This is a genomic window from Pseudomonas sp. c313, from assembly GCF_055407145.1.
In genome coordinates this window covers 342,493-354,378 of the sequence record NZ_JBUZRD010000001.1, presented here as the reverse complement: position 1 = coordinate 354,378, position 11,886 = coordinate 342,493, and the positions used below count along the sequence as shown (strand labels likewise).

Here is an 11,886-nt window from a genome sequence, read left to right as displayed (position 1 = left end):
TTCCACCATGAAAAAAATCATCCTCCTGGGCCTGACCGCCCTTCTGGGAGCCTGCCAAACCATGCAACCCGCTCCCAAGGCCAGCCTCGACGGTGAAGTGTTCTACCTGCAACGCATCGCGCTGCCACCCAGCGCCACCTTGAGTGTCAGCCTGCTGGACGTGTCCCTGGCCGATGCACCATCGGTGACCCTGGCCGAGCAAAAAGGCCCGGTCAACGGCCAGGTGCCCCTGCCGTTTCACTTGAGCTACGACCCAGCCCAGGTCAAGCCTGGCCACAGTTACTCGGTCAGTGCTCGCATCGAACTGGATGGCAAGCTACTGTTTATCACCACCGAACGGCATTCGGTGCAGTTGAACGGCCAGGACCCACAGCCGTTGCGCCTGCGCGTCGATGCCGTCGCCCACTGATTGAATCGAATAGAAGGAAGTGCTCATGCTCCGTAACTCCCTGCGCCTCACCGCCCTGTGTGCCGGCCTGCTGCTCGGCGCCAACGCCATGGCCCTGTCCTTGGGCGACCTGTCCCAGGGCGACGCCACCGGCGGCCTCAAGGACGCACTGACCCAGGGCGCGCAGATTGCCGTCAAGCAACTGGGCACACCCGGTGGTTTCAGCAATAACCCCGAGGTGAAAATCGGCTTGCCAGGCAAGTTGGACAAAGCCGCCGGGGCGCTGAAAATGCTCGGCATGGGCGACCAACTCACGCAACTTGAAACCAGCATGAACAAGGCGGCCGAATCAGCCGTGACACAGGCCCAGCCTATTCTGGTGAATGCTGTGAAAAACATGAGCGTGAGCGATGCCAAGGGTATCCTCAGCGGCGGCCAGGATTCAGCCACCCAGTATCTGGACAAAAGTAGCCGCGAGCAGATCCGCGCCAAGTTCCTGCCCATCGTCAAGCAATCCACTGACAAGGTCGGCGTAGCCCAGCAGTACAACGCCCTCGCCAAAAAAGCCCCGATGGGCTTGCTCGGCGACAAGAGCGCCAGCATCGAAAACTACGTGACCGAGCAAGCCCTGGACGGGTTGTTCAAGATGATTGCCCAGCAGGAAGAAACCATTCGCCAGAATCCGGCGGCGGCGGCCACCAGTTTGGCGAAGAAGGTGTTCGGGGCGCTGTAACCAAACGGCAAAAAGAACACTTCAATCAAAACAGAGCATAAATACAAACGCCCCGAATATTCGGGGCGTTTGTGTAAGTGAGCAATGGTTCCTTCCTTCTGTGATCTCTTTCCTGCAAACCTGAGAGCACGTCGTCAGTGAATAACCGAATCAGCCAGCCGTCCAATCATGATGGAGGCAAAACAACAGATGGCAACGGACGTCGCCCGGTTGATCTTCAGGGGCGTCAACCACGTTTGCTGCAGGCCTTCGAATCGCGCACCCAATAATATCCAGGCAAAGCCTACCGGAATGATCACCAACACGAGGGTCGCCATAAAGGTCAGGTAGCCTTCCAGCTCGGCGAATGCATTGATCGGCGCTATAAACGAAACGATCAGCAAGCCTTTCGGATTCATGACCGTAAGCAAAAAGAAATACAGCCCACCAAAGCGGTCGCCTGTCGGGGCAGTGACGCTGTTTTTGCGCTGCCACAATTTATAGGACAGATACAGCAAATAACAGGCTGCGCCCAACTGTGTGGCCCGCATGGCCCAAGGCGAATACGCCGAAATATAGAGTAACGCTGCGCCCCACAGTGAGACCTGAAGCAGATAGGCCAGGCACTCGACAAAGGCAAGCCGCCAAGAAGCGCCGAAGCCAAACAACACACCTGCACGAAATAACAGGGTATTAGTTGGCCCGGGCGCCAGCAGCAACAACATCAGGGCAGAAACAGTAGCCAGCATGATTACACAACATCCTTCCTGACTCGGAACCACGCAGCATACAGCGCAGGCAGGAACAATAGCGTCAACGCCGTCGCCACAATCAACCCACCCATGATTGCCACGGCCATCGGCCCGAAGAACACGCTACGTGACAGCGGGATCATCGCCAATACCGCCGCCAGGGCCGTCAGTACGATGGGACGGAAACGTCGCACCGTCGCCTCGATAATCGCCTGCCAGGGCGCCAACCCAGCCTTGATGTCCTGCTCGATCTGGTCCACCAGGATCACCGAGTTGCGCATGATCATCCCCGACAGCGCGATGGTCCCCAGCATCGCCACGAAGCCAAAGGGCTGGCGGAACACCAGCAAGAACAGCGTCACGCCGATCAACCCCAGTGGCGCGGTCAGAAACACCATCGCCGTGCGCGAGAAGCTGCGCAGTTGCAGCATCAGTAAAGTCAGCACCACCACGATAAACAGTGGCACGCCCGCCTTGACCGAGTTTTGCCCGCGAGCGGAATCCTCCACAGTACCGCCGACTTCCAGCAGGTAACCGTCCGGCAATTCGGCGCGTACGCCTTCCAGAGTCGGCAAGATTTGCTGGACCAGAGTCGCTGGTTGTTCCTTGCCGTAGATATCGGCGCGAATGATCACCGTCGGCAGGCGATTGCGGTGCCAGATGATGCCTTCTTCGAAGCCGTACTCCAGAGTGGCAATCTGCGACAAGGCGACACTTTTGCCGTTATCGGTCGGCACTGCCAGGCTCGGCAGCAGCGACAACTCGGTGCGCTCGTGAACAGTGCCGCGCAGGAGAATTTCGATCAATTCGTTGTCTTCGCGGTACTGGCTGACACTGGACCCGGCCAGGGAACTCTGGAGAAATTTCGACAGGTTGGCGGTGCTCACACCCAAGGCACGAGCGCGGTCCTGGTCGATATTGAGGTAGACAATCTTGCTCGGTTCTTCCCAGTCCAGGTGCACGTTGACCACATGGGTATTTTCGCGAACCTTGGCCGCCACTTTACGCGCCAGGGCCCGCACTTCTTCGATATGTTCACCCGTGACTCGGAACTGCACCGGGTAGCCAACAGGCGGCCCGTTCTCCAGGCGCGTGACCCGCGAGCGCAAGGCCGGGAATTGTTCATTGAGGGTCTCGATCAGCCAGGTGCGCAGGCTTTCCCGCTCCTCGATGGTCTTGGCGAGTACGACAAACTGGGCAAAGCTGGCCGCCGGCAATTGCTGGTCCAGGGGCAGGTAGAAACGCGGCGAGCCGGTGCCGACATAGGCCACGTAGTTGTCGATACCGGAGTGTTCCTTGAGCAGCGACTCCAGACGCTTGACCTGATCGGAGGTGTTGCTCAGCGACGCGCCTTCGGCCAGCTTCAGATCAACCATCAACTCCAGCCGCCCGGAAGCCGGGAAAAACTGCTGGGGCACGAAGCGGAACAGCGCCACCGAGCCGATAAACAGCAGCAAGGTCAGCACAATCACCGTCTTGCGCCGACTTACGCACCATTCCACCAAGCGTCTTACCCGCTGATAGAACGGCGTGCCGTAGGGATCAGGACCATCGGCACCATGCTTATCCGCGTGAATCTTCGCCAGGTCCGGCAGGAGTTTTTCCCCCAGGTACGGCACGAACACCACGGCGGCAACCCAGGAAGCCAGCAACGCAATGGTCACCACCTGGAAGATCGAACGGGTGTATTCGCCGGTGCTCGATTGCGCGGTGGCAATCGGCAAGAAGCCGGCGGCGGTGATCAGTGTGCCGGTGAGCATCGGAAAGGCGGTGCTGGTCCAGGCGAAACTGGCGGCCCGGAGCCGGTCGTAACCCTGCTCCATTTTGATCGCCATCATTTCCACGGCGATAATCGCGTCGTCCACCAGCAAGCCGAGGGCAAGCACCAGGGCGCCGAGGGAAATCTTGTGCAGGCCAATCCCCAGGTAGTACATGGCAGCGAAAGTCATCGCCAACACCAGCGGAATCGCCAGGGCGACCACCATGCCGGTGCGCACGCCGAGGGAGAAGAAACTCACCAGCAACACGATCGCCAGCGCTTCAGCCAGAACCTGGACAAATTCGCCGACACTGGTCTTCACGGCCGCCGGTTGGTCGGAGACCTTGCGCAACTCCATGCCAACCGGAAGGTTCTTCTGCAGGCGAGCGAACTGGCCTTCAAGGGCCTTGCCCAGCACCAGGATGTCACCGCCATCGCGCATGGCTACTGCCAGGCCGATGGCGTCGTCGCCCATGTAGCGCATGCGTGGCGCCGGTGGATCGTTGAAGCCCCGGTGGATCTCAGCCACATCGCCGATGCGAAAGGTGCGATCACCGACGCGAATCGGGAAGTCGCGAATTTCTTCTACCGTCTTGAAGTTGCCGGAGACCCGCAGTTGTATGCGCTCGCTGGGTGTTTCAAAGAAGCCTGCGGTGGAGACGGCGTTCTGTTCTTGCAAGGCCTGCTGAACAGCCGCCAGCGGTAAACCGAGGGTGGCGAGTTTGAGGTTGGACAATTCGATCCAGATCTTCTCGTCCTGCAAACCCAGCAGCTCGACCTTGCCCACATCCGGCACCCGCTGCAGCTGGATCTGGATGCGGTCGGCGTAGTCCTTGAGCACGGCGTAGTCGAAACCCTCACCGGTCAGGGCGTAAATGTTGCCGAAGGTGGTGCCGAATTCATCGTTGAAAAACGGGCCCTGGATGTCCGGCGGCAATGTCTGGCGAATGTCGCTGATCTTCTTGCGCACCTGGTACCAGAGGTCGGGGATCTGCTTCGAATACATCGAGTCCCGGGCGATGAAGGTGACCTGGGATTCGCCGGGGCGCGAGAAGGAGACGATGCGCTCGTAGTCACCGGTCTCCATCAATTTCTTTTCAATGCGCTCGGTAACCTGGCGCGAGACTTCCTGGGCCGTGGCCCCCGGCCAGTTGGTCTTGATGACCATGGCCTTGAAGGTAAACGGCGGGTCTTCGCTTTGCCCCAGCTTGGTGTAAGACAAAGTACCGACCACTGCCAGCAATAGCATCAGGAACAGTACGATCTGGCGATTGCGCAACGCCCATTCGGAAAGATTGAAACCCATCGGGACTACTCCTTGTTGGCCGTCAGATTCACCACCCGATTGGAGCGATCCACCGGGCGCACTTGCTGACCCTCATGGAGCACATGGACACCGGCAGCGATTACCCAGTCTGTGGGATTCAGGCCTTCCAGCACCGGTACGCTTTTCTCGCCAAAGGCGCCGATTCGTACTGGCACCCGCTTGAGCGTGTTGTCGGACTGCACCAGCCAGACGTAGGACGCGCCGTTCTCCGCGCTTAAGGCCGACAGCGGCACAGACAACGCAATAACGCCGTCGGTTTGTATGAATACTCGCGCACTCTGGCCCAGCTCTGCCGGGACTTTACCGCTGGCGAACGCAATACGGGCAGCGAAAGTGCGCGACTTGGGGTCTGCCGCTGGCGACAGTTCGCGAATGCGCCCAGTGAAGCGCTGGTCCGGCTGGCTCCACAACTCAACGGATACAGGCTGGCCGATCTTGAAGCGGCCAAAGCTTTGTTCTGGCAGGCTGATCAGCACTTCGCGTTCGCCATCAGTGGCCAGGGTGAACACGGTCTGGCCGGCGGACACCACCTGGCCAACTTCCACAGAGCGCTTGGCGACCACCCCATCCTGGGGCGCACGCAGCACGGCGTAGCCAGCCTGGTTGTTGGCAACGTCGAATTCAGCCTTGATCTGCTTGAGGCGTGCGTCCCCGGAACGGTACATGTTTTCGGAATTGTCGTACTGGGAGCGGCTGACCATCTGACGGTCCATCAGGGTCTTGTAACGGTCACGCTCGGCGCGTACCAGGCTCAGGTTCGCCTCGGCGGCGGCAACCTGGGCGCGGGTGGCTTCCAGTTGCAAGCGCACGTCCTGGGGGTCGAGTTCGGCCAGGGGCTGGTTAGCCTTGACCCTTTCGCCCTCATCTACCAGTCGTCGGCTGACTTTGCCGCCAATGCGAAAGGCCAGATCCGGCTCATAGCGGGCGCGAACCTCGCCCGGATAGCTGTCGGACGTAGCCGCCGAAGGCTGTGGCTGCACCACCATGGCCGGGCGGACGGTGGTTTTCGCCGCATCTTCATGGCCGCAGGCAGCCAACAGAAATACCAGGCTGACAGGCAACGCAAGGGGCAGAACAAAGCGACGCATGCTGAAGGACCTTTCGCTAATGGTGCTTGGAATAATTATACTGGTCGGTATGTTATTAATACCAAACTCACCAGTCCAGTATTAAAGTGAAAATGTCCGACAATCTCGTAAACACCAATAGTCCCGGGCGCCCCAAGGACATGGCAAAGCGCCAGGCGATCCTTGAAGCCGCCAAAATCCTGTTTTTGAGTAATGGCTACGCCAACACCAGCATGGATGCGGTAGCCCTTGAGGCGGGTGTATCAAAATTGACCGTCTACAGCCATTTCACCGACAAGGAGACGCTGTTCTCAGCTGCCGTCGTCGCCAAGTGCGAAGAGCAGTTGCCGGTGATGTATTTCGAATTGCCTGACGGTGTGTGCGTCGAGAAGGTGTTGCTGAATATCGCCCGTGGTTTTCATGTGCTGGTCAACAGCGACGAATCGGTGAACCTGCATCGCCTGATGATGACCTCGGGCAGCCAGGACCCGAAACTCTCTCAGATCTTTTTCGAAGCAGGCCCCATGCGCATGCTGCAAGGCATGGAGCGCTTGCTGAGCAAGATTGATCAGAGCGGCGCCCTGAGCATCGACAAGCCGCTTACCGCCGCCGAACACTTTTTCTGCCTGCTCAAGGGCACGGCGAATTTCCGGCTGTTATATGGCTGTGGCGGGCAGTTGAGCCCTGAGGCTGCCGAGGAACATGTACAGGACGTGGTGGGCTTGTTTATGCGGGCGTATCGGGTTTAGCCCGACTCCCACGGGCGGGGAGTCTGGTTTCAGGACTTCAGCGCCTTCTTCGGATAGATATCATAGCGGCTGGACTTGCCATCCAGCGCATGGCTTGGCTTGGGCCCCTCAATGCAAGGTGCCTTGCGCGGGCGCTTGACTACCACCCGGTGGCTGGCCAGGGCCAACGCTGCTGCCAGCAAGGCCGGGGCATCAGGATCATCCCCCACCAGCGGTCGGAACAGGCGCATTTCCTTCTTCACCAGGGCGGTTTTCTCACGATGGGGAAACATTGGGTCGAGGTAGATGACCTGGGGCGGCTCGCCTTCCCAATTGCGCATCACCTCGATGGAATTGCCCTTGAGCAAGGTCATCCGCGCGACAATCGGCGCCACCTCGAAATCATCCGCGCCCCGAGCGATGCCGTCTTCCAGCAAGGCGCCAATCAGCGGCTGACGCTCGATCAGGCTCATCTCACAACCCAGGCTGGCCAGCACGAACGCATCCTTGCCCAGCCCGGCCGTGGCGTCCAGCACCCGCGGGCGCACGCCCTGGGCGATGCCCACGGCCTTGGCAATCATCTGCCCGCTGCCACCGCCGTACAAACGACGATGGGCCGCGCCGCCTTCGACAAAATCCACCCGCACCGGCCCAGGCGCGTCCGGCCCCAGTTGTTGCAACTGCAGGCCGTGTTCACCCACCTGCAAGGCAAAGTCCGCCTCCTCCAACTGCAAAGGCAGCCCAAGCTGCTCGGCCCAGTGCTTGGCACGGGCTTGAAAGCCTTCGGCCAGGGCCTCGACCCGGATGCGGCTGGCCGCTGGTTGTTCGCTCATCTGTCGCCACGCTCAAAAATATTAAGGATCGGCAAAAAGCGGCCGATAAAAAAATGATCAGGCATTTTGCCAGAGCTGAGCGTCGACCGAGAGAAATGTCAGACATTCCTTCCCAATTCACCGGTGTACTGCCGACCCACAACCACTACGGCCTGCGCAATTCCCAAGCGCTGGCCGGCGTCAGTCATGTGTGGCAGGACTTCTTCGCCCGAGCGCTCGCCGAGCAGCTCGGCGAAGAGCCGGGTGCGCTCGCCGCCAAGGAAGCGGTGCCGGTGGATGCCTCGGTGGAGCCCAGCGCCGGCAGCGACCTGCTGACGCAAATCGTCACCCAGCGCCACTGCAATGTGCAGGACACCAAAATCGCCCCGCCTGAGCCGCTGTTCCTGCCGATTGCCGAATTCGAAATGCAATTACTGCCACCGGCCGCCGTCCCGTTCCCCGAGGAAGAGATCGTCGCCCAGCAGCGCCAGCAAAACTTTGAAAGCGGTTGGGTGCGTCCTATCGTACTGGCCGCAGGCCTGCCACTGCCCGAGCCTGGCCCGGCACCGCAACCCCGGCCGCTGTTCCTGCCGATTGCCGAGTTCGAAATGGAGCTGCTACCCCCGGCCGCCGAACCCTTCCCGGCAGAAGAGCTGGTGGAACAGCAGAAGCAACTGGACTTCGACTGCGGCTGGGCACGCCCGCTGATCCTCCACAATCTGCGCCTGGCTGCCTGATCCTCAGCGACACACCCACCAACGCCCCATGTCCAGGTGAAAATGGTTACGGTGGGCGGCGTTGTAGTCCGGGCTCAACACCACATTGAAATCATTGCAGGCGCTGTCACGCACCTGACGCAAAAAACGCGCACTCGCGTCCTCGCCCGGCCAATCCTTAAGCACATTGATACTGCGCCCGTCCGCCAGGCGAAACCCGGCAATATCCAGGGCGTTGGCCGAGGCGTGTTGGCTCAGTCGTCCTTCGGTACGGTTATACATATTGCGGCAGGCAAAACTGCCCAGGTGATCGACCCGCGTCACCGCCTGGCCAAACACCGCCTGGGCCGCCGGTTGCAGGCTGTGGCGCTCGAACAGGGCAAAGGCCACGGCCAGCGGGCAACTGGCGAGAAAGCTGCTGCTCAGGCCCACATCGCCACCCTGGACACGCAAGGTATTGCGCAGTGGGCACGCGGCGTCGGCGGGGCTGTCCGCTTGATGAGTGACTCGCAAACCGGAGGTTTTCAGCACCTGATCGCACAACGCCGGATCATCCTGCAAACGCCCCAGCTTGAACCGGGTCAACAGGTTCGGTGATGCACGCACGTCCAGCGGCACCCAGGGATTCCATTCATCAGGCAGCGGCACCCAGCCGCGCCACACCGCCACGGCCAGCCCAACGGCTAAAACCAGCAGCACGCCCAGCACTTTGAAAAAACGCACGGCTCAACCCTTGAACAGCTGATTGGCCTGACTGAACGGCATCGAACGCTCGGTAAACGTGAACGTCCCCAGCTCATGAACCTCCCGCGCAGCCCTGAAGAACTCACCGTAGGCCGCCAGGGCCATCGCCGAACCGACGCTGATGCGCTTGACGCCCATCTCGCTCAACTGCGCCACCGTGAGCCTGAGGCCGCCAGACATCAACACATTCACCGGTTTGGGCGCCACGGCCCGGACCACCGCCAGCACTTCTTCGGCGCTGTGCAGGCCCGGTGCATACAGCACATCAGCCCCCGCTTCGGCATAAGCCTGCAGGCGGCGGATGGTGTCGGGCAAATCCAGTTTGCCATGCAGGAAATTTTCCGCACGGGCCGTCAGCATGAACGGAAACGGCAGGCTGCGAGCGGCAGCAACGGCAGCTTCAATGCGCTCAACAGAAAGATCAAAGGGGTAGATAGGGTCGATGGCGATACCCGTGGCGTCTTCGATAGAGCCCCCGACGATCCCCGTGGCCGCAGCCCGCAGAATAGTCTCGGCGCAACCTTCGGGACTGTCGCTGAAGCCGTTTTCCAGATCGGCAGCTACCGGCAGCATCGTTGCCTGGGCGATCATCCCGGCATTGCCCAAGGTATCTTCAAGGGACAACGCGCCTTCGGCATCCGGGCGTCCAAGGCTGAAGGCAAAACCGGCACTGGTGGTGGCTAGCGCTTCGTAGCCCAGGCTGGCGAGCATCTTGGCGGAGCCTGCGTCCCACGGATTAGGCATTACGAATGCGCGGTCGCGCTCATGCAAAGCCTTGAAGGTTTCGGCGCGAAGGGTTTGCGGGTCCATTGCTGACTCCTGGCGGGAAGAGGAGCTTTAGAGTAACCCCAGTTGCTGTGCTGCGGGCTCTCGATGTAGCTCAGACAAGGCCGATAAACCAGGCAAGCGCGCCATCAGTTTTTCATGGAAGCGCTGGGCCAGTTGCGCGGCCAAGCGATTATCGGAGGTGTGCAGGAACATGTACGGCGTGCGGCCTTCTTCGATCCAGCCAGCGACTTTTTCAACCCATGGCACCAGGAACGGATCATTGGCTTCCAGTTCTGGGTGGCCAATAAAACGCACTTGGGGAAACTGGGTCAGCGCCGCCGGACGAGTTGGCACCTTGGGCTTTTTCGACTGGGCGTGGAGCACCGCAGCCGAGGTCGAGGTGCAACTGAACAACGCACGGGAGTCCAGGCAGATGCGCTCCACGCCACGATCACGCAGCAAACGGTTGAGCATGCGTTCGGCATCGCCCTTGGCGAAGAATTCAGGGTGGCGCACTTCCACGGCCAGCGGCCGCTCCAACCCATCGATAAAGCCGGCCAGTTCCCCCAGGCGATGAGGCGCAAAACTGGCAGGCAGTTGCAGCCACAAGGGTGAGACTCGTTGGCCCAAAGGGCTCATCAGCCCGAGAAAACTCTGCGCCGCCGGCAGTTGCTCACGCAAGTCGCCGCCATGGCTGATATCACCCGGAAACTTGGCGGTAAAGCGAAAATGCTCGGGCATGATCTCGGCCCAGCGCTGCACGGTGGCCACCGAAGGACGGGCGTAGAAAGTGGTGTTGCCTTCAACGGCGTTGAACACTTGGGAATAGAGCCCGAGGTAGTCGCTGGCGCGGGCGTCTTGCGGATACAGGTACTCGCGCCAGGCGTTTTCGCTCCAGGACGGGCAACCGAGGTAGTAAGGCAGCAGCATCAGATGTGTATATCGAGGCCCAGCACTTCCATATCCCATTCGACAAAGCCGGCAGTGGTCAGGTAGCTGGCCAGGGCGTTGGCAACGCTTTTGCTCATGGAACGCGGGAAAACCATGTCTTGCTGGCGGGCAGGAACGCCGCCAATACGAGCACCGGAGGCACCCTGGGAGCGGGCAGAGACAGCAGAGCCTGAGGGCATTTCTGGCTGGATTTCAACAAAGTCGGGCGAGTCCTCGACGGACTCGTCTACCGTCACGTTAGCCTTGCGCGGCTTACGCTTGAGGGGGTAGGACTGAGATGAAAAGCCGTCTATACGCATACATGCAGACTCGGTATCAATGATGGCAATTTAGCGGCACTTTCCATGGCGCGCAAATGCTCTGGTGATAACTAGAACACATTAATTCGCAAAGGTTTAAAAGCAGGGGTGATTTCTGACGATTGGTGGTGTTTTTACTGACGTTCAGCCTTGGTCTTCGCCACTTTATCGCGCAGGTAAACCGGCTGTGCCTGATCGGCGGGAATGGCCTCGCCCCGCGCCCAGGCAAAACGCGCCAGGGTCAACAAGTCTTCGGCATGGGGCAACATTGCGGCGTCCTGGCCGTTGAGCGGGACTGCGATGCGCTCGGCATACCCCCAACCGGTACCGGCACCGAACCATTCACCGCTGGCATCCTCTGGCAAAGCGGCCACTTCAGGCGGCTGCACGGCTTCAACACCAACAAGGCGCATCTCGCCAGCGGTTTCTCGGTAGCAACCCCAATAGACCTCATCCATCCGCGCGTCGATGGCTGCCGCGACCTGGCGTGCGCCATGTTCGCGAAACGCCCGCTGGGCCAGCACGGCGAGGTTGGAAACTGGCAGCACCGGCCGTTCCAGGGCAAATGCCAGCCCCTGGACCACGCCAACGGCAATCCGCACGCCGGTGAACGCACCGGGGCCACGCCCGAAGGCGATGGCATCCACCGCAGACAAGGTGGTGCCCGCATCGATCAGCAACTGCTTGATCATCGGCAACAGCTTTTGCGCGTGCAGGCGCGGGATCACCTCGTAGTGGCTCGTTACCTTGCCATCGTGCAGCAAGGCAACGGAGCAAGCTTCAGTCGCGGTGTCCAGGGCCAGCAAGGTGCTCATCGGTATTTGCGTCCACATTGAAAAAGTGCGCCAGTATAAACAACAACG

At 60.3% G+C, this 11,886-nt stretch carries 13 protein-coding genes; 4 read left to right on the top strand and 9 right to left on the bottom strand.

What is annotated here, in order from left to right; genetic code table 11:
* Nucleotides 1–7: 7 nt before the first annotated feature.
* Both ACZRKZ_RS01710 and ACZRKZ_RS01705 read left to right on the top strand, forming a co-directional pair.
* The gene (locus tag ACZRKZ_RS01710; protein WP_463980537.1) at nucleotides 8–409 is read left to right on the top strand and encodes a YbaY family lipoprotein; all 402 of its coding nucleotides are present in this window, start codon (nucleotides 8–10) and stop codon (nucleotides 407–409) included.
* 25 nt (nucleotides 410–434) lie between these two features.
* Nucleotides 435–1,121, top strand: a complete 687-nt coding sequence (locus tag ACZRKZ_RS01705; RefSeq protein WP_463980536.1) for a DUF4197 domain-containing protein — start codon at nucleotides 435–437, stop codon at nucleotides 1,119–1,121.
* A 134-nt stretch (nucleotides 1,122–1,255) separates the two neighbouring features.
* Here the strand turns inward: ACZRKZ_RS01705 and ACZRKZ_RS01700 are convergent, their stop codons facing one another.
* From ACZRKZ_RS01700 to ACZRKZ_RS01690, 3 genes are read right to left on the bottom strand one after another with little or no spacing between them, the layout of a single operon-like run.
* Nucleotides 1,256–1,849 carry a LysE family translocator gene (locus tag ACZRKZ_RS01700; protein WP_463980535.1) on the bottom strand — a complete coding sequence of 198 codons (594 nt, stop codon included), beginning with the start codon at nucleotides 1,847–1,849 and terminating at the stop codon, nucleotides 1,256–1,258.
* Between the two features lie 2 nt (nucleotides 1,850–1,851).
* A complete protein-coding gene (locus ACZRKZ_RS01695; protein WP_463980534.1) occupies nucleotides 1,852–4,917 on the bottom strand; it encodes an efflux RND transporter permease subunit in 3,066 nt (1,021 codons plus the stop codon).
* A gap of 5 nt (nucleotides 4,918–4,922) precedes the next feature.
* Nucleotides 4,923–6,026, bottom strand: a complete 1,104-nt coding sequence (locus ACZRKZ_RS01690) for an efflux RND transporter periplasmic adaptor subunit (protein WP_463980533.1) — start codon at nucleotides 6,024–6,026, stop codon at nucleotides 4,923–4,925.
* 92 nt (nucleotides 6,027–6,118) lie between these two features.
* Here ACZRKZ_RS01690 and ACZRKZ_RS01685 point away from each other — a divergent pair, with 92 nt between their 5' ends.
* Nucleotides 6,119–6,754 (top strand): TetR/AcrR family transcriptional regulator, encoded by a 636-nt coding sequence (locus ACZRKZ_RS01685; protein WP_463980532.1) that lies wholly within the window; start codon nucleotides 6,119–6,121, stop codon nucleotides 6,752–6,754.
* Between the two features lie 29 nt (nucleotides 6,755–6,783).
* On the opposite strand, the gene ACZRKZ_RS01680 is transcribed toward ACZRKZ_RS01685, so the two are convergent.
* On the bottom strand, nucleotides 6,784–7,566 hold the full coding sequence (locus tag ACZRKZ_RS01680) for a class I SAM-dependent methyltransferase (RefSeq protein ID WP_350613624.1): 783 nt from the start codon (nucleotides 7,564–7,566) through the stop codon (nucleotides 6,784–6,786).
* Nucleotides 7,567–7,661: 95 nt separating this feature from the next.
* Between ACZRKZ_RS01680 and ACZRKZ_RS01675 the strand changes: the two genes are divergently transcribed.
* Nucleotides 7,662–8,282, top strand: coding sequence for an energy transducer TonB (locus ACZRKZ_RS01675; RefSeq protein WP_463980531.1), 621 nt, complete (start codon nucleotides 7,662–7,664; stop codon nucleotides 8,280–8,282).
* Between the two features lie 3 nt (nucleotides 8,283–8,285).
* Here the strand turns inward: ACZRKZ_RS01675 and ACZRKZ_RS01670 are convergent, their stop codons facing one another.
* The 5 genes from ACZRKZ_RS01670 to tsaB form a co-directional block, all read right to left on the bottom strand.
* A complete protein-coding gene (locus ACZRKZ_RS01670; protein ID WP_463968198.1) occupies nucleotides 8,286–8,984 on the bottom strand; it encodes an extensin-like domain-containing protein in 699 nt (232 codons plus the stop codon).
* A gap of 3 nt (nucleotides 8,985–8,987) precedes the next feature.
* On the bottom strand, nucleotides 8,988–9,815 hold the full coding sequence (locus ACZRKZ_RS01665) for an isocitrate lyase/PEP mutase family protein (RefSeq protein ID WP_463980530.1): 828 nt from the start codon (nucleotides 9,813–9,815) through the stop codon (nucleotides 8,988–8,990).
* Nucleotides 9,816–9,842: 27 nt separating this feature from the next.
* Nucleotides 9,843–10,703, bottom strand: a complete 861-nt coding sequence (locus ACZRKZ_RS01660) for a DUF72 domain-containing protein (protein ID WP_463980529.1) — start codon at nucleotides 10,701–10,703, stop codon at nucleotides 9,843–9,845.
* A complete protein-coding gene (locus ACZRKZ_RS01655) occupies nucleotides 10,703–11,023 on the bottom strand; it encodes a hypothetical protein (RefSeq protein ID WP_463980528.1) in 321 nt (106 codons plus the stop codon). The genes ACZRKZ_RS01660 and ACZRKZ_RS01655 overlap by 1 nt, the downstream gene beginning before the upstream one ends.
* Before the next feature lie 134 nt (nucleotides 11,024–11,157).
* Complete coding sequence (tsaB, locus tag ACZRKZ_RS01650) at nucleotides 11,158–11,838, bottom strand: tRNA (adenosine(37)-N6)-threonylcarbamoyltransferase complex dimerization subunit type 1 TsaB (protein WP_463980527.1); 681 nt, start codon at nucleotides 11,836–11,838, stop codon at nucleotides 11,158–11,160.
* Between the last annotated feature and the right edge of the window lie 48 nt (nucleotides 11,839–11,886).